Origin of the sequence: Bradyrhizobium sp. CCBAU 11386, from assembly GCF_028128955.1 — a bacterium.
Classification (GTDB): domain Bacteria; phylum Pseudomonadota; class Alphaproteobacteria; order Rhizobiales; family Xanthobacteraceae; genus Bradyrhizobium.
The window spans coordinates 38,524-54,412 of sequence record NZ_LBKA01000246.1; the positions used below are offsets into that span (position 1 = coordinate 38,524).

Here is a 15,889-nt window from a genome sequence, read left to right on the forward strand (position 1 = left end):
AGCTCACCCCTTCTTCGCCGCCGGCTTGCTCGGCGTCGGATTGAACAGCTTCTTCAGCTCGTTCAAACCTTCCGACAGGCGCGGCCATTCGCAGGAGAATGAGCCCTTGGTGCATGCGCCCTTCGGTCGCTGGCCGACAGTCTGCTGCACCTTCGGCCGCTCGACCGGGACGGGTACGCGCTCGACGTCGGTCCGCAGCGCGACCTGCTGGATCTGCTGCGCCTGTTGTTCCTGCTGCTCGCGCTGCTGACGCGCGGTGGCTTGGGCCGCTTCGTTGCTGCGGCGCTGATTGGCGAGATAGCCGGTGTAGGCTTCGTCGATCTTCTTCTGCTCTTCCGGCGTCGGGTTGGGACCTGCGATGTCGAAGGTGCGGTCCTGGAGGAAGTCGTAATAGGTGTAGCCGCCGCCTGCCTTGCGGCGGCCGGCGAACTTGGCGTTGCAGTCGGCAAGTGCGGATGTCTTCTCGGCCTTGGTTGCGGCCTTTTCGGCGGTATCGGCGCATTCCTCGAAGTCGACGGGCGCGCGCTTCCACCATTGCGCCTGGGCATGCGTGTGCGTCAGCAGAAAAAATCCTGCTGCGGCAACGAGAAGCGCCGCACGACGCGATGCAACGACGACCGACATTCTACGAGTGCATTCCTTGCCAAACTCAACCCGAACTGAGTCGGGCCAATTTTTGCCCCTTTATCGCCGGCTTGTCACCCGTGGAACCCGGGAATTTCATGGCTGCAATGCTGACATTTTTTGCTTGACGTGGCGCGGGAGTCACAGCCGCGCGGCATCGGATGCGTTTACAGTTTTATCGATCTGAATTTGGGGGAGAATCTCGGTCATGAGAGCGCTGGCCCGATTTGCCGCACTCGCCTTGGTGCTGATTTGCGGCCATGCCTTCGCGGCGGACGAGGATGCGCCCAACCGCCGATGCGCGGCTCTCGGTCGGCGGCCGGGGAATGCTGCCGCTCTACCTCTCCCGCGACTGGTCGATGCCGCAGCCCGCGATCTCGCGCGCGATCATCGTGCTGCACGGACGCCTGCGCAACGCCGACGAATATTACATATCGGCCAACAACGCGCAGGCCGCGGCGGGCGACGACGGCAAGAGCGCGCTGATGATCGTGCCGCAGTTTCTTGCCGAGATCGATATCGAAGCGCACAAGCTGGCGGAGGAGACGCTGCGCTGGTCGCTGGAGGGATGGGAGGGCGGCGACGCCGCGCTTGCGCCCAATCCGGTCTCCTCGTTCGAGGCACTCGATGCGATCCTCGCAAAACTCTCCGACCGGCGCATCTTCCCGAACCTGAAGCAGGTCGTGGTCGCCGGCCATTCCGGCGGCGGGCAGGTCGTGCAACGCTATGCCATCGCCGGCAAGGGCGAGGCGGCGCTGTCGCGCCAGCACATCGACGTCCGCTATGTCGTCGCCAACCCCTCGTCCTATGCCTATTTCAGCGCCGACCGGCCGGTGCCCGCAATTGCCGCATCCTGTCCGGGCTACAACAACTGGAAATACGGCATGGGCGACCGGCCGCCCTATCTCGCGAACGCGACACCGGCGGCGCTGGAACAGCGCTATGTCGAGCGCGAGGTGATCTATCTGCTCGGCACGCTCGACACCAATCCGAAGCATTCCGCGCTGGACAAGAGCTGCATGGCAGAGGCGCAGGGGCCTTATCGTTACGCCCGCGGCCACGCCTATGCGGACGCGATGGCCAAGCGCGACCACGGCACGCCCAATCACAGGGTCTGGGATGTCGCCGGCGTTGGCCATGACGGCGACAAGATGCTGACCTCGAAATGCGGGCTCGCGGCGCTGTTCGATATTCCGGGCTGCGGCGCAGAGCGCTGACGCCGCTACCTTGAAGCTCCGGCTCTGGCTGTTACACTTCGCACCGCGAGCGCCTCACCCCGAGGCGCCGCCAAGAAGACGAAGTGGAAACGCCCAATGCTGCTGCCCCTGTCCGACGTGCCGCGCTGGTATGCCGAGCGCAAACCCGAAGGCACGATCGCCATCCGCCATGGGCAGGATACGCTGACATGGGACGAGCTCGAGCGCGGCGCCAACCGGCGCGCGCGGGCGTTTGCGGCCAAGGGCGTCAAGCCCGGCGACTTCGTGGCGATCGGATTGCCCAACGGCAATGCGTTCTTCGAGACGTCCTTCGCGGTGTGGAAGTGCGGAGCGACGCCGACCTCGTTGTCATGGCGGCTGCCGCGCGGCGAAGCCGCCGCGGTGCTCGACATCCTCAAGCCTGCGCTGGTGGTCGGCGGCGAGGCCGACTGGAACGCGCCGAACCGGCTGCCTGCGGATTTCGTGCCGGATGGGTTTTCGGACGCGCCGCTCAATCCGCCGGTGGCGCGCTACTGGAAGGCCATGACCAGCGGCGGCTCGACCGGCCGACCGAAAGTGATTCTCGATCATCAGCCGGCGGTGACCGACACCGTCGCCGCGCCGCCGCTCAACATCCCCTTCGGGGTCTCGCTGCTCAATCCCGGCCCACTCTACCACAATGCGCCGTTCATCGTGTCGCACTACGCGCTGTTCACCGGTGGCCAGCTCACCGGCCTCGTCAAGTTCGATGCCGAGGAGACGCTGCGGCTGATCGAGCGCGAGCGTGTGCAATGGGTCAATTTCGTGCCGACCATGATGCACCGGATCTGGGCGCTGCCGGAGAACGTGCGCAAGGCCTACGATGTGTCGAGCCTTCAGACCGTGTTTCACATGGCAGCTCCGATGCCGCCCTGGCTGAAGGAGAACTGGATCGCCTGGCTCGGGCCCGAGCGGGTCTGGGAGCTCTATGGCGGCACCGAGCGGCAAGGCTCCTGCATCATCTCCGGCACCGAATGGCTGACGCACAAGGGCTCGGTCGGCAAGATCGGCGAGACGGCACGCTTGCGCATCATCGGCGAGGACGGCAACGACGTCGCGCCGGGCGAGACCGGCGAGATCTATTTCCTCAACAATGACGGCAAGGACGCCACCTATCACTATCTCGGCGCAGAGCCGAAGCGCAGCACCGACGGCTGGGAATCGCTCGGCGATATCGGCAGGCTGGATGCGGAAGGCTATCTCTATCTCGGCGACCGCCTCGCCGACATGGTGCTGCGCGGCGGTGCCAACATCTATCCGGCCGAGGTCGAGGCCGCCGTCTCCGCCTGCCCCGGCGTGCGCTCCTGCGTGGTGGTAGGACTGCCCGATCCGGAATTGGGCCAGCGCGTGCATGCCATCATCGAGCCGGAGCTGGACGCGGACGGCCAGGCCATCGCCGACGGCATGGCGGACTTCTTGAAGGACAGGCTCAGCCGCTATAAGCACCCCGAGAGTTTCGAGATCGTCGGCGCCCCGCCGCGCGATGATTCAGGCAAGGTTCGCAGAACATTGTTGCGCGACGAGCGCGCGGCGTGGATGAAGGAAGGGCGCGCCTTCCGGATCATGCCGGCGAAGGCGCGGGCGCACGCCGAATAAGAAGATTCTCGAAAGGACTCTTTGACATGACCATCACGATCGCAGCCAACAGCGTGCCGAAGCCGCCGGCCGATATCATCGAGGGCTTTCGAGGTGCGCCCACCTCCGTCATTTCAGACAATCTCGCCCGGCTGCCGGGCGCGGTGGGGCTCAAACCCTATCATCGCGGCGGCAAGCTGGTGGGCACGGCCTTCACGGTGCGCACCCGGCCCGGCGACAATCTCGCCATCCACCGCGCGCTCGAGCTGGTCGGTCCCGGCGACGTCATCGTGGTCGATGGCGGCGGCGACGAGACCCGCGCGCTGGTCGGCGAGATCATGAAGAACATCGCGCAGTGGCGCAAAGCCGAAGGCTATGTGATCGACGGCGCGATCCGCGATGTCGCGGCCTTCGCCGCGGACGACTTCCCCTGCTATGCCCGCACTGTCATCCACCGCGGCCCCTACAAGAACGGCCCCGGCGAGATCAACGTGCCTGTGTCGGTCGGCGGCAGCGTGATCTCGCCCGGCGACATCGTCGTCGGCGACGAGGATGGCGTGGTGTCGTTTCCCGCCGCCGGTGCGGCTGCATTGCTGGAGGCCGTGCGCGCCCAGGTCGCGCGCGAGGAGGAGACGCTGAAGGCGATCCGCGAGGGCCGCTACCAGGGCTCATACGGCAAAGCCTGATCGACGCGAGGCTTAAGCCAAAAGCAATGGTTGAGTTGACGGCAGGTCGATGTCGGCCATTGCTGCTTTCCAAAGTGATTTCACAATCTTTATTCCGGCCAAACTTGTCTCATGCTTTTGATGCTGGGGTTACTTCAAGTGATGAGGAACTACGCGATCCTCCTGCCTGGCTTTCTCCTTCTGTTGGTCTCTGGAAGCCACGAGGCTGGTTCGTGGGGGATGCGCGAGGCCACCAACAATCATCCCAAGCCGGCGACAGTTACTGTCGCTTTGGCGGATCCAGAACGGCGGATGACGGAAGAGACTTACGCAAAGGCAAACGGGCTGTCCCAAGGTGAGGTGCGAAAGCGCTTCGCGGCAAGTGGAGTCCTACGATGTCCCGGCGGAGCCAGTAGCGCTCAAGTCACCGGAGCGCGCGACGTGATCACGACGGCGGCTCACGCATTTCGGGACGCCTGCAAACCTCATACGTCACCCGACAAGTGCACATTCGAGTACTATTTGGGAGCAGAGAAGCGAATCATTCCCTTGTCCGCGGCTCTATGGATGGGCACCTGCGTTGATGCTGCACCGAGACAGGGCAGCGTCGATTGGGCCGTCGCAAGACTTGAATTTCCCGCAGACGTGACGCCGTACGAAATTTATGAGCAGCCCGAAACTCTGGTGGAGCTGGAGCATGTTCTGGCGGTTGTCGGTTATGATATCGAAGCCACAGGCAAGACGGACAAGGACGGGCCGTTCAACAAGACGATCCAGGAGTGCCAAATACGTGACGTGAGGGATTGGCAGACATTTGAAACGAACTGCGAGTTCGAGTTCGGGGCGTCAGGGAGCGCCCTCTTTCGTCTGTGGGGCCGTCGAATGACCCTGCTTGGCGTCGTTTTCGGGGACTATCGAGATAAAGAATATTGTCCACGAGGTGGCTGCGAGTACAAGAGCCGGAAATGGTCGAGCTTGTTTGTGACCTTGAGGGGCGAGTTCAAAGACCGGCTCTTGGCCGCCGTGCGTCAGTCTGCAGCAAGATAAAACGTAGAAGGGAAAATGACGTGAGCCAGAAGGAAGAATTCCACAATCTCGACAATCCCGACGACGGGCTGTTTCGCGAACTCGCCGCCGGCGTGACCACGCGCATCTTCTCCGGCGAGCAGGCGATGCTGTCGGTGGTGACGCTGGCGCCGCATGCGCAGGGCACGCTGCATCATCATCCCGAGGAGCAATGGGGCGTGCTGCTCGACGGCTCCGCGATCCGCGTCCAGGGCGATGAGGAAATCCCGGTGAAGAAGGGCGACTTCTGGCGCACGCCCGGTCATGTGCCGCACACCATGCGCGCCGGCCCCGAGGGTGCACGCGTGCTGGACATTTTCAGTCCACCACGGCCAGAATACAAAAAAGCGGGGTCGGGCTTCGGGACGACCTGAAGCGCTTTGTGCTTTAGGTTATTTTCTGAGCATGATCCTTTCGGAAAACCGATACACGCTTTTCCGGATCATGTCCTAGCGCCAAAGAGCAAAAGCCGGGCGCGGAAACACAAGGGAGGGGACGATGACGATCACGCGACGCGCGCTGCTGGCAGCGCCCGCAATCCTGGCGATGGCGCCCGCGGCGGCGCAGGCCGGCAAGATCACGCTGGTCGTGCCGTTCCCGCCGGGCGGCTCGACCGACGCGATGGCGCGGCTGCTCCAGAGCAACCTGCAAACCAAGCTTGGCCGCATCGTCGTGGTCGAGAACAAGTCGGGCGCCGCCGGCGCGCTCGGCGCCGCGCAGGTCGCCAAGAGCCCGCCGGACGGCACGTCGTTCCTGGTCACCTTCGATTCCCACGCGGTGATCCCGTCCATCCTCGACAAGCCGCCGGTCGATGTCGAGCGCGAGCTGATGCCGGTGCTCCTGATCGGCACTGCGCCTTACGTGATCGCGGCCGGCGCCGGCCGTCCCTACAAGCGCTTTGCCGACGTGGTCGCGGCCTGCAAGGCCACCCCCGGCGCGGTGAAATACGCCTCCGTCGGCATCGGCACGCTCGGCCATCTCGCGATGACCGTGCTCGGCAACAAGGCCGGCGTCGAGATCATGCACGTGCCTTATCGCGGCGGCGGTCCGGCCATGAACGACGTGCTCGGCGGCCATGTCGATCTGATCGCGGGATCGGCGGCGCTGGTCGCAGCCCAGCTCGGCTCCAACATGCTGCGTCCGATCCTGCAACTCGGCCGCGAGCGGCTGCCGGCGCTGCCGGATACGCAGACCGCGATCGAGGCCGGCTTTCCGGACTTCGAGACGCTGGCCTGGTGGGGCATCTTCGCGCCCGCAGGCACGCCGCCCGACATCGTCGCCGCCATGGCGACGGCGTCCAAGGAGATCCTGAGCGAGCCCGCGACCGCCGCCCAGCTCAAGGAGACGCAGCACATGACGCTGCTGCTTCAGGACGGCGCAGCGTTCAAGACCTTCTTCGACAAGCAGGTCAGCTACTGGGGCAAGGTGGTGCGCGAGAACAATATCAGGGCATGAGAGGCCTGTTCCCGGGATTGCCATCCCGGGTCCAGTGCGCTCGCGCGGGCTTGAGCGTCAGAGCATCTTGCCGACGATCTTTGTCATATCTGCCGCCGAAAACGCGCGCAGCGTTTCGGTGCGGACATTGCCGAGCGCGCTGAGACTAAGGCTGAGCGACATTGCAGCAGCCTCATCTGGAGCCTCGAGAACGGTCACAACGTCATATCGTCCCTGCGTCCAGACGATCTCTTTCACGGTTACGCCGAACGTTTTGGCCATCTCCTTGAAGGCGTCGGCCCGCTTCGGCGAGTCCTTGACGTTGCGGACTCCCTGATCAGTGAAGTTCGCCAGCACGACATAGGTTACCATGGTCGTCCTCCCTGGTTAGAACCCAGATACAATTCTCGCTTGAGGCAACCGCGCCGAGCTTGCCACAGCGGCTGAGACAGCGCTACTTGCGCGTTGTGAACGTCAGCGGATGTGACTTATTCGGTCAGGACAACGGCCGCGCGAAACTGAGCTCATGGCCGTCGGGGTCGGTGAGATGGAAGTAGCGCTCACCCCATTCTGCATCGCGCGGCGTGGTCGAAGGCTGCCATCCGGCGGCGCGTGCGCGCTCGTAGGTCCCGTCGACGTCGTCGACGTAGAAGATGATGCGGCCCCACCAGGACCAGCGCTTGTCGTCCGGCTGCGCCGTCAGGTTGAGATAGCCGGTGCCGGCGCGAAAGCTGGTGAATGCAGCGGCTTCGCCGCCATACAGGAGCTCGAACCCCAGCGAACGGTAGAAGTGCACGGCGCGCCCCATGTCATGCGTGCCGAGCGTGATGGCGCTGATGCTTTCGATCATGTGAGCTGCTCCGCCGAGAGGGACCTGGGCGCGATTGTACAGCCGCCTTGGTCAGGTTGACGATGATCCGGCCCGCCTTGCGGCTGGCGAACCGTATCCTGCTCTGCTATGAGGGGGCCGAACCCGCACCCGCAGGTTCCGCGGTCCCGTAGCTCAGCCGGATAGAGCGACGGTTTCCTAAACCGTAGGTCGGAAGTTCGAGTCTTCCCGGGATCGCCATTTCCTCAGATACTTAGCGGGTCGTTCGCCAGATCCTGGGGCTCCCACGTGCATCCTGCTTCTCAGGATTTGCCGTGCTTGCTCGTGCCCTGCGGCCCTCGCTAGCGGACGAGTAGCGAACGGGCTATCGTTCTCGCTCTGAGGTTGAACCTTTTTAAAGTCCTTTTCATAGCAAAGCAGCCTGCCGCAATCATCTCTGCGGGCTGGCTTATCGTCATTCTTTTGAGAGAGCTCTGGCCGTGATCAAGCAAAAGCCAAATGGCAGCGGCGGGCCCGCGTCGCGTTCGTTCTTGGACGATAATCGAGATTTTGAGCGCTGGCTGCGCCGCCAATGCAAGGTCGTCGAGCCCGACCTCGATGAAAAGCACAAGAAGATGAAAGACGACCCGTTCGTCTTCCTTCGCGCAACCTTCTTCCGCTGGGCCAATTGCATCGAAGCGCTCTGCCCGGATTTGAGCCGAGCGCCGCGCGTGTTGTCCGTGGGCGATACCCATATCGAAAATTTCGGGACCTGGCGCGACGCGGAAGGACGCCTCGTCTGGGGCGTCAACGATTTCGACGAGGCCGCGAACATCGCATATCCCTTCGATCTCGTGCGGCTGGCCACAAGCGCCCGGCTTGCGCCCAAGGCCAAGAAAAAGAAGGTGCGGGCGATGACCCACGTCGGCAATGGCGACGCCGCAAAGTCGATTCTCGACGGCTACAGGAAGGGTCTCGAACATCCGCGGCCCTCGCTCCTGGATGAAGACGCCAGCTGGATGCGCACCTACGTTGCATGTACCGACAAGGAGCGCGATGAGTTCTGGGACGACGTGGAGAAATACCGGCGCAAGGGGCGACCGCTGCCACCGCCGCCTCCTGTTGCCGCGGCGCTCCGCAGGAATTTACCGCACAACGCCTCCTTTGATCATTTCGCGACACGTGCGGCAGGCGCCGGCAGTCTGGGTCGCCCGCGTTTCCTCGCCATTGCCAATTGGAGCGGTGGCCAAGTCGTCAGGGAGGCGAAGGCGCTGGTGCCGTCGGCCTGGGACTGGGCCCATCGTCAGCAAGGCAAGCCTCGCTTTCTGACGCTCGCGAGAGGTCCGTTTCGAGCGCCCGATCCACACCTCGTGGTCGAACGCCAAAGCGGCTTCGTAATTCGGCGCATTGCGCCCGACTCGCGCAAGATCAATCTCGGCGATCACGCGAATATGAGACTGGAGCTCGATCTGCTCAACGTCATGGGCTTCGACCTCGGCGCCGTTCACGCCGCGACGGGGGCGTCGGCGAAGATCGCTGCAGACCTGAAAAAGCGCGACAATGATTGGCTCCATGCCGCTGCAAAGGCCGCCGCCGCATTCGTTGAAGAAGATTTCAAGGAGTGGGGCAGGCAGGGCTGATCGGTAAGTCGCCGGCCCGCTCAGGATCGTCCCCGCGCTTTGCCCGGTTGGTGCAACATTTGCTATGGGCAGGAGGGCGGTGCGGGTATACGTGCCGCTCCCCCGCCACTGGCAATGCCTTGCCATATCCGGAGACAACAATGCCTTTCGACCTGATCCTGCGCGGCGGCCGTGTGGTCGACCCGTCCCAGAAGCTCGATGCCGTGACCGACGTTGCCTTTTCCGGCGGCAAGGTGGCGGCGGTAGGCAGCGGGCTCAAGGCCGATCCGGGTACGGAGGTGCGCGACGTCTCGCAGCTCATCGTGACGCCGGGGCTGATCGATCTGCACACCCATGTCTATTGGGGCGGCACCTCGCTCGGCATCGATGCCGAGGAATTCTGCCGTCTCTCCGGCGTCACCACGGCGGTGGACACCGGCAGCGCGGGGCCCGGCAATTTCGCGGGCTTCCGCAAGCATGTGATCGAGCCGAGCCAGGTCCGCATCCTCGCATATCTGCACGTTTCGCATGCCGGCATCTTCGGCTTCTCGCACCGGATCATGGTCGGCGAGAGCGAGGAGTTGCGGCTGATGAATCCGATCGAGGCGGCCAAGGTGGCGGATGCCAACCGCGATCTCATCGTCGGCATCAAGGTGCGCGTGGGCTTGCACTCCTCCGGCACCTCGGGGGTCGTGCCGCTCGACATCGCGCTCGAGGTCGCGAACGAGGTCGGCATGCCCCTGATGGCGCATATCGACCATCCGCCGCCGAGCTATGAGGAGGTGCTGGCCCGCCTGCGTCCCGGCGACGTGCTGACCCATGCGTTCCGTCCCTTCCCCAACACGCCGGCGACGGCGCAAGGCACGGTGAAGAAGGCGGTGCTGGATGCACGCGAGCGCGGCGTGCTGTTCGACATCGGCCACGGCAAGGGCTCGTTCGCCTTCAAGACCGCGCGCGCGATGCTCGCCAACGGCTTCTATCCGGACACCATCTCCTCCGACATCCATCAGCTCTGCATCGATGGCCCGGCCTTCGACCAGGTGACGACCATGTCGAAGTTCTTGTGCATGGGCATGGAGCTGTCCGATGTGATCGCCGCCTCGACGGTGAACGCGGCGATGGCGCTGCGGCGCCCCGAGCTCGGCAGCCTCAAGCCGGGCTGCGTCGGCGACGCCACGCTGATCTCGGTCAGCCGAGGCCAGTTCGACTATGAGGACGTCGTCGGCGAGCACCTGATCGGAGATCGTAAGATCGCATCCGAAGGCGTGGTCATCGGCGGCCGCTGGTGGCATCCGAATTGAGCGGATCAGGCTTGCTCGCGATAGAATTGCAGCAACCGTGCGCCCGCCGGCGAGAGCCAGTCGGGTGCGCCGGTGATGTACCCCTCGACGTGATTGCTCGCGCCGACCAGATAGGTCACGGGCATGCCGACGAGCGTGAAGACGGAGGCTGAGGCTTCCGCCGTCGTGCCATACGCATCGACGTAGCAGGCGAGGTTCTGCACGGCGAGACCGCCGAGGAACGCGCGGATCTTGCGCAGGTCCTTCGTGTCGGTGCAGATCGCGACGACGTCGAGCCGGTCCGGCCGCGATCCCGCGAGGCTTGCCAGCACAGGCAGATCGAGCCGGCAGGCCGCGCACCACGTCGCCCAGAAATTGACGAGCGTGATCCGGCCCGGCCGCGCCGTCAGCACAACGTCTTTTCCATGCAGGTCCTGAAGCCTGAGCTGTGGCATCGTTGCGCGAGGCCGCACCACGGTAAACTGGCTGCGGCCGGCCTCGAACACCGGCGGCCAGGCGGGATCGCCGCCCTGCGCGCGGCCTGCGCGCGGAGCGAGAAGGATCGCCGGCGCGGCCATCAGCAGCGCTCGTCTGGACAGTGTCGTGCCTTGCGCACGGGGCTTCTCACGCATGGATATAGGCCCAGCCCTTGAGTTGCAGATCGACCACGCGGCCGATACCGAAGGGGACGAGGCTGGCGCCTGATATCAGCTGAATCGAGACCTGCTCCTTGGCTTCCGCGATCGCCTTTGACGATGCGCACATGCTGTAGGTGAGATTGGGCAGCGACTGCCGCAACGTCGCGAGCGGCTCGACCAGCGGGGTCTTGTCCGCCCGGAAGACGTCGATGCCCTTGCCGTTGGCGACGACCTCGATCAGCAATCGCGCGCCCTTGTCGGCGAAGTGCTTTGCGAGGTTGGCCGAGTAGCTGATCGCATGTCCCATGACATAGGGCTCGTTGCTGTCGATCAGGATCACGACGCCGTCGACGAGACGGTCCTCCCTGGCGGCGGCGCCGCCCGCGGTGAGGACCGCGGTGCCTGCGAGCAGGCCCCTCCGGGACCATCCATTGGCTGACATCATCGCGGCGGCGTTCCTGCCGCTCAGAACTGTCGCGGCGCGATCGGCGCCTTGCGGCCGCGTCCCCACAACACGAACAGGCTGAGCGCAAGCAGGACGACATTGAGTGGCGTGACGTCAGCCTCGCCGCGCGAGAGGTGGAAGGTGAGCGCGAACACCTGCAACACGGTGCAGCCCAGCGCGGCCAGCACCGTCAGCCGCGGCAGGATCCGCGTCAGGGCCGGCAGCAGGATGCCGATCCCGCCGGCGAGGTCGATCAGTCCGATGATTCGGACGAAGGTTTCGGAATACTGCCCGGCCCAAGGCATCATCGCGGCCAGCTGAGGGATGGGGGTCAGCAGCTTGACCAGCCCGGCCGAGGTGAACACGAAGAAGATCAGGCCCTGAGCGGCCCAGAGGCCGATACGAAGGGCGCGGCCCGGGGTGGCGGTCTCGATGGTGGTGGCGGACATGGTGGGGTCTCCAGGATGTGAGGGTTGCCACCATTTGATGGTTTCGCCTTATTTGATCATTATGCGTTCCAGGATTGATTCCTTTCCTGGATGTTGATGATTTCATGGATTCGCTGGTCAGTATGAGGGTGTTTTGCCTGGTCGCGGAGCTGAAGAGCTTTGCGACCGCGGCGCAGCGCCTGCGCATTTCTCCCGCCATGGCGAGCAAGCACGTGATGCAGCTCGAGAAGCGGCTGGGCACGCGGCTGCTCAACCGCACCAGCCGGCGGGTCAGCCTGAGCGAAAGCGGCGCGCTCTATTTCGAGCAGGCGCGGCAGATGCTGGATTCGCTCGACGAGGTCGAGGCCGCTGTCAGCAAGGCGACGGTCGTTCCGCGCGGCACGTTGCGGCTGACCGCGCCGGTGTGGATGGCGAATGCGATCTTCGCGGGCGTGCTGGCGGATTACCAGGCCCGCTATCCGGAGGTGTGTCTCGACGTCGATCTCAGCGGGCGGCTGGTCAATCTGGTCGAGGAGGGATTCGATCTCGCCCTGCGCGCGACCGGCACGCCGGACGAGGCGCTGATCGCGCGTCCCATCACCAAGGTCCCGTTCTTGTTGGTTGCAGCCCCCGCGTTCCTCAAACGCGCCGGACGCCCCACGAAGTTCGCCGATCTTGCCGGCCAGGCGCTGTTGCACTACGCGCTCTATCCGGGCGAGAGCTTCTCCCTGAACAGGAATGGCACGGTCGAGACCGTCAAGCTCAATCCGGTCCTGCGCAGCGGCAACGAGACGCTGCTGCACATGGCCGCGCTGGAAGGCATGGGCTTCGCCTTCCTGCCGAAATGGCTGGTCGCTGACGACATCGCCGCCGGTCGGCTCGTGCATATCCTGCCCGACGACGTCATCTTCGACGGGCGCCTGTTCGCGGTCTATCCGAGCCGCAAATACCTCTCCGCGAAGGTGAGGACCTTCATCGACTTCGTCGCCGCCGACAAGCGGATGAGGTGAGCGGCTACAGCGACGGGAGCAAGGCCTGGAACGGCCCCGTCAGTCGCGTCCTGCTGCCATGATCGCCCTGGCAAGGCGCGCCGGATCGGAGAAGCACAGTTCGTGGCTCCCCGGCACCTGCACGAGGCGAAACAGGCCGAGCTTCTCCGACAGCCGTGGATGCCAGGGATAGCCGTGCGGCAGCGCGGTGTCTTCGGTGCAGTTGATGTAGGATTTTGCCAGCGGCATCTCCGCCGGATTGGTCTTCAGCGCAATCTTGTCGCTGAAGGTCTTCAGCGGATGCGGATTGAGAATGTCGTAGGCGCGCTGCGCCAGTTCGAGATCGGCGTCGTTGATGAAGGCCTCGCGCCAGATCGGGAAGGGGAGCACCACCGAGCCGTCGCCGCGCTCGGCCGCGATCATGTCGAACAGCCCGATATAGTGCGGCGGCACCATGTCGTTGAGCGACTCGCCATTGTTGGGCACGAAGGCGTTCCAGTAGACAAGGCGGCGGATGCGCTCCGGCACGAGGTCGGCAACGCCGGTGATGACCATGCCGCCATAGGAGTGACCGAGCAGGATCACGTCCGTCAGATTGTTCTCGGTGAGGTAATCCGCGATCGATTGGATCGCCTCCTTCAGCCCCGTCGTCTTGGCATCGCCGGGGCGGTTGCCCTTGATGGTCGGGAGGTGGACCTGATGGCCGGCGGCCCGGATCGGCGCTGCGACCGGTTCGAGCTCGGCACCGGTGTGCCAGGCGCCGTGAACGAGAACGTAGGTCGACATATTGTAGCTCCCTCGGAAGGCTGGTTAGATCGGCGGGGCGATGGCCTTGCCGGCCGAACGCCGGTCTTTGTCGTTGTTGCCGCCATATTGAACCGGCCGGGATGCCGCGCGCTTGTCTGGCGCTGAACCGGATTGGTCTCGGAGCGAACTGATGGAGCAGGTCAATTCCCCAAGCCGGCCGCGGCACGTGATCTGGAACACCGCACAGACCCGGCCGGACGAGCAGTTTTCCTACTACCGCGAGGCGATCTGCCAGGCCTTCATGAACCTGACGCCGGAATCGGCGACGACGTCGCACTTCCCGGCCAAGGTGGAGACGATCGGGCTCGGCACCGGCGCAATCAACCGGGTGATGTTTCCCGAGCACACCGTGAATCGTTCGCGTGCCGATATCGCGGCATCGCGCGATAGCTGCTTCTATCTCAACTTCAAGCTCGCCGGGCGCTGCCGCATGCTCCAGGACGGCCGCGAGGTCAGCCTGTCGCGCGGCCAGGTCGGCATCGTCGACAGCGACCGCGAGGTGACGCTGTTGCACGATCGCGGCCCGACGCTGAAGGTCGCTTCATTCTGGGTGCCGTCGCGCGCCTTGCGCGACCGGCTGCCGCCGTCGTTCGATTTCAGGGCCGAGCGCGTGTCCGACGATCCCCATGTCGGTCACCTCATCATCGAGACCGCGCGCTCCCTGAACGCCGGCGCATTGCGGATGACGGAAGAGGACAGCGTTCGGCTGTTCGACGTGCTGCTCGATCTCGTTGCGCTCAGCCTGTCGCGCCGCTCGCGGGCGCAGACGGCCGAAGTCGCAAGTTTTGCGGACGCCACCGTGCTGGCGCTGCGCCGTGCCATTCACGAGCGGCTGTGCGAGCCGGGATTGACGGTCGCGGCGGTCGCCGGCGCGGTCGGCATCAGCGAGCGCTACGTCCACAAGCTGTTCGAGCGCTCGGGCACGACGTTCTCGGACTATGTGATGGATCGCCGCCTCGTCGGCGCGGCGGCCGACCTGAAGGATCCGGCACTCTGCGGCCGCGCGATCGGCGCCATTGCGTTCGACTGGGGCTTTTCGGATCTCTCCCACTTCACGCGGCGCTTCAAGCAGCGCTTCGGCTGCCGGCCGCGCGATTGGCGTGCGGGCTGAGCGGCGCTACAGCGACCTTGCGATCAGCAGCTTCATGATCTCGTTGGTGCCGCCATAGATCTTCTGGATGCGGGAATCGACGAAGATGCGCGAGATCGGGTATTCCTGCATGTAGCCGTAGCCGCCGAACAGCTGGAGGCATTCGTCGGCGGTCTGGACCTGCTTGTCCGAGCACCAGTACTTCGCCATCGAGGCCGTCACCGTGTCGAGGTCCTTGGCGACCAGGCGCTCGATGCACCAGTCGACGAAGACGCGCGCGATCATCGCCTCGGTCTTGCGCTCGGCGAGCGTGAAGGCGGTGTTCTGGAAATCCATCAGCGGCTTGCCGAACGCCTTCCGTTCCTTGGTGTACTCGGTGGTGAGCTTGACGGCGCGCTCCATCGAGGCGACGGCGCCGACCGCGAGCGCGAGACGCTCCTGCGGCAATTGCTGCATCAGTTGGACGAAGCCCTGGCCTTCCTCCTTGCCGAGCAGGTTCTCTGGCGGCACCGTGACGTTATCGAAGAACAGCTCTGACGTATCGGAGGCATGCAGGCCGATCTTGTCGAGGTTGCGCCCGCGCTTGTAACCGTCCGCGCCTGACGTCTCGACCGCGATCAGCGAAATGCCCTTGGCCCCAGCATCGCCGGTGCGCGCGACGACGATGACGAGATCGGCGGCCTGGCCGTTGGTGATGAAAGTCTTCTGGCCGTTGATGACGTAGGAATTGCCCTGCTTCTTCGCGGTGGTCTTCACGGCCTGGAGGTCCGACCCGGTGCCGGGCTCGGTCATGGCGATGGCGCCGACCATCTCGCCGCTCGCCATCTTCGGCAGCCAGCGCTTCTTCTGCTCCTCCGAGCCGTAGTTGAGGATGTAGTGGGCGACGATGGCGCTGTGCACGGAGACGCCGGTCGTCAGCTCCGGCACGGTGCTCTCGAGATCATCCAGCACGGCCGCGTCATAGGCGAAGGTCGCGCCCAGGCCGCCATATTCCTCCGGCACGCTCGCCAGCAGCGCGCCCATCTCGCCGAGGCCGCGCCAGGCGAAGCGGTCGACCATTTTCTGCTCGCGCCATTTTTCGGCATGCGGCGCCAGGTCCTTGGCAAGATACTTTCGGAACTGGTCGCGAAAGACGTCGAGCTCTTCGGTCATCCAGGAGGAGCGGTAGGCCATGGTTACCTCGGTTG

17 protein-coding genes, 1 tRNA gene and 1 pseudogene are annotated in these 15,889 nt (G+C 64.6%); 11 read left to right on the plus strand and 8 right to left on the minus strand.

From position 1 onward, the window contains the following. Positions 1-3 precede the first annotated feature (3 nt). Positions 4-624: a hypothetical protein gene (locus XI09_RS29680; protein WP_271569993.1), complete on the minus strand. Its 621-nt coding sequence runs from the start codon at positions 622-624 to the stop codon at positions 4-6. 208 nt (positions 625-832) lie between these two features. On the opposite strand from XI09_RS29680, the pseudogene XI09_RS29685 reads away from it, so the two are divergent. The 6 genes and pseudogenes from XI09_RS29685 (at position 833) to XI09_RS29710 (ending at position 6,619) form a co-directional block, all read left to right on the plus strand. After that, a pseudogene (locus XI09_RS29685) lies at positions 833-1,841 on the plus strand (alpha/beta hydrolase). A 96-nt stretch (positions 1,842-1,937) separates the two neighbouring features. Next, entirely contained in the window at positions 1,938-3,455 is a 1,518-nt protein-coding gene (locus XI09_RS29690; protein ID WP_271569994.1) for an AMP-binding protein, read from the plus strand. Positions 3,456-3,481: 26 nt separating this feature from the next. Next, positions 3,482-4,120 carry an RraA family protein gene (locus tag XI09_RS29695; RefSeq protein ID WP_271569995.1) on the plus strand — a complete coding sequence of 213 codons (639 nt, stop codon included), beginning with the start codon at positions 3,482-3,484 and terminating at the stop codon, positions 4,118-4,120. Positions 4,121-4,231: 111 nt separating this feature from the next. Further along, positions 4,232-5,146 carry a hypothetical protein gene (locus tag XI09_RS29700; RefSeq protein WP_271569996.1) on the plus strand — a complete coding sequence of 305 codons (915 nt, stop codon included), beginning with the start codon at positions 4,232-4,234 and terminating at the stop codon, positions 5,144-5,146. Positions 5,147-5,166: 20 nt separating this feature from the next. Further along, the gene (locus tag XI09_RS29705; protein ID WP_271569997.1) at positions 5,167-5,538 is read left to right on the plus strand and encodes a cupin domain-containing protein; all 372 of its coding nucleotides are present in this window, start codon (positions 5,167-5,169) and stop codon (positions 5,536-5,538) included. Positions 5,539-5,662: 124 nt separating this feature from the next. Then, positions 5,663-6,619 (plus strand): tripartite tricarboxylate transporter substrate-binding protein, encoded by a 957-nt coding sequence (locus XI09_RS29710; protein ID WP_271569998.1) that lies wholly within the window; start codon positions 5,663-5,665, stop codon positions 6,617-6,619. 57 nt (positions 6,620-6,676) lie between these two features. Here XI09_RS29710 and XI09_RS29715 read toward each other — a convergent pair whose 3' ends face one another. Together XI09_RS29715 and XI09_RS29720 are read right to left on the minus strand one after the other, a co-directional pair. Beyond that, positions 6,677-6,970: a GYD domain-containing protein gene (locus tag XI09_RS29715; protein WP_135215901.1), complete on the minus strand. Its 294-nt coding sequence runs from the start codon at positions 6,968-6,970 to the stop codon at positions 6,677-6,679. Between the two features lie 124 nt (positions 6,971-7,094). Continuing rightward, positions 7,095-7,448 (minus strand): VOC family protein, encoded by a 354-nt coding sequence (locus tag XI09_RS29720; RefSeq protein ID WP_271569999.1) that lies wholly within the window; start codon positions 7,446-7,448, stop codon positions 7,095-7,097. 142 nt (positions 7,449-7,590) lie between these two features. Here XI09_RS29720 and XI09_RS29725 point away from each other — a divergent pair. The 3 genes from XI09_RS29725 to XI09_RS29735 all read left to right on the plus strand — a co-directional run bounded on the left by XI09_RS29725 (position 7,591) and on the right by XI09_RS29735 (position 10,326). Beyond that, positions 7,591-7,667: transfer RNA gene (locus XI09_RS29725), tRNA-Arg, on the plus strand. Positions 7,668-7,906: 239 nt separating this feature from the next. Beyond that, a complete protein-coding gene (locus XI09_RS29730; protein ID WP_271570000.1) occupies positions 7,907-9,046 on the plus strand; it encodes a DUF2252 family protein in 1,140 nt (379 codons plus the stop codon). A gap of 140 nt (positions 9,047-9,186) precedes the next feature. Beyond that, a complete protein-coding gene (locus tag XI09_RS29735) occupies positions 9,187-10,326 on the plus strand; it encodes an amidohydrolase/deacetylase family metallohydrolase (protein WP_271570001.1) in 1,140 nt (379 codons plus the stop codon). A gap of 5 nt (positions 10,327-10,331) precedes the next feature. Here the strand turns inward: XI09_RS29735 and XI09_RS29740 are convergent, their stop codons facing one another. Genes XI09_RS29740 through XI09_RS29750 form a run of 3 tightly spaced genes read right to left on the minus strand, consistent with a single transcriptional unit; the run spans position 10,332 to position 11,837 of the window. After that, positions 10,332-10,937, minus strand: coding sequence for a TlpA disulfide reductase family protein (locus XI09_RS29740; protein ID WP_271570002.1), 606 nt, complete (start codon positions 10,935-10,937; stop codon positions 10,332-10,334). Then, positions 10,930-11,388, minus strand: coding sequence for a DsrE family protein (locus XI09_RS29745; RefSeq protein ID WP_271570003.1), 459 nt, complete (start codon positions 11,386-11,388; stop codon positions 10,930-10,932). The genes XI09_RS29740 and XI09_RS29745 overlap by 8 nt, the downstream gene beginning before the upstream one ends. A gap of 20 nt (positions 11,389-11,408) precedes the next feature. After that, a complete protein-coding gene (locus XI09_RS29750) occupies positions 11,409-11,837 on the minus strand; it encodes a DoxX family protein (protein ID WP_271570004.1) in 429 nt (142 codons plus the stop codon). Between the two features lie 104 nt (positions 11,838-11,941). On the opposite strand from XI09_RS29750, the gene XI09_RS29755 reads away from it, so the two are divergent. After that, positions 11,942-12,826: a LysR family transcriptional regulator gene (locus tag XI09_RS29755; RefSeq protein WP_271570005.1), complete on the plus strand. Its 885-nt coding sequence runs from the start codon at positions 11,942-11,944 to the stop codon at positions 12,824-12,826. A 39-nt stretch (positions 12,827-12,865) separates the two neighbouring features. On the opposite strand, the gene XI09_RS29760 is transcribed toward XI09_RS29755, so the two are convergent. Further along, positions 12,866-13,591: an alpha/beta hydrolase gene (locus XI09_RS29760; RefSeq protein WP_271570006.1), complete on the minus strand. Its 726-nt coding sequence runs from the start codon at positions 13,589-13,591 to the stop codon at positions 12,866-12,868. Between the two features lie 151 nt (positions 13,592-13,742). Between XI09_RS29760 and XI09_RS29765 the strand changes: the two genes are divergently transcribed. Beyond that, entirely contained in the window at positions 13,743-14,723 is a 981-nt protein-coding gene (locus XI09_RS29765; RefSeq protein WP_271570007.1) for a helix-turn-helix domain-containing protein, read from the plus strand. A 6-nt stretch (positions 14,724-14,729) separates the two neighbouring features. On the opposite strand, the gene XI09_RS29770 is transcribed toward XI09_RS29765, so the two are convergent. Further along, positions 14,730-15,875, minus strand: coding sequence for an acyl-CoA dehydrogenase family protein (locus XI09_RS29770; protein WP_271570008.1), 1,146 nt, complete (start codon positions 15,873-15,875; stop codon positions 14,730-14,732). Positions 15,876-15,889 lie beyond the last annotated feature (14 nt).

Bases quoted from the DNA above. Each gene is read 5' to 3' on its own strand.
- XI09_RS29695 (WP_271569995.1), top strand. From the start codon at position 3,482: ATGACCATCACGATCGCAGCCAACAGCGTGCCGAAGCCGCCGGCCGAT.
- XI09_RS29735 (WP_271570001.1), top strand. From the start codon at position 9,187: ATGCCTTTCGACCTGATCCTGCGCGGCGGCCGTGTGGTCGACCCGTCC.
- XI09_RS29745 (WP_271570003.1), bottom strand. From the start codon at position 11,388: ATGATGTCAGCCAATGGATGGTCCCGGAGGGGCCTGCTCGCAGGCACC.
- XI09_RS29760 (WP_271570006.1), bottom strand. From the start codon at position 13,591: ATGTCGACCTACGTTCTCGTTCACGGCGCCTGGCACACCGGTGCCGAG.
- XI09_RS29680 (WP_271569993.1), bottom strand. From the start codon at position 624: ATGTCGGTCGTCGTTGCATCGCGTCGTGCGGCGCTTCTCGTTGCCGCA.
- XI09_RS29755 (WP_271570005.1), top strand. From the start codon at position 11,942: ATGGATTCGCTGGTCAGTATGAGGGTGTTTTGCCTGGTCGCGGAGCTG.
- XI09_RS29710 (WP_271569998.1), top strand. From the start codon at position 5,663: ATGACGATCACGCGACGCGCGCTGCTGGCAGCGCCCGCAATCCTGGCG.
- XI09_RS29765 (WP_271570007.1), top strand. From the start codon at position 13,743: ATGGAGCAGGTCAATTCCCCAAGCCGGCCGCGGCACGTGATCTGGAAC.
- XI09_RS29740 (WP_271570002.1), bottom strand. From the start codon at position 10,937: ATGCGTGAGAAGCCCCGTGCGCAAGGCACGACACTGTCCAGACGAGCG.
- XI09_RS29715 (WP_135215901.1), bottom strand. From the start codon at position 6,970: ATGGTAACCTATGTCGTGCTGGCGAACTTCACTGATCAGGGAGTCCGC.
- XI09_RS29690 (WP_271569994.1), top strand. From the start codon at position 1,938: ATGCTGCTGCCCCTGTCCGACGTGCCGCGCTGGTATGCCGAGCGCAAA.
- XI09_RS29700 (WP_271569996.1), top strand. From the start codon at position 4,232: ATGCTTTTGATGCTGGGGTTACTTCAAGTGATGAGGAACTACGCGATC.
- XI09_RS29750 (WP_271570004.1), bottom strand. From the start codon at position 11,837: ATGTCCGCCACCACCATCGAGACCGCCACCCCGGGCCGCGCCCTTCGT.
- XI09_RS29720 (WP_271569999.1), bottom strand. From the start codon at position 7,448: ATGATCGAAAGCATCAGCGCCATCACGCTCGGCACGCATGACATGGGG.
- XI09_RS29770 (WP_271570008.1), bottom strand. From the start codon at position 15,875: ATGGCCTACCGCTCCTCCTGGATGACCGAAGAGCTCGACGTCTTTCGC.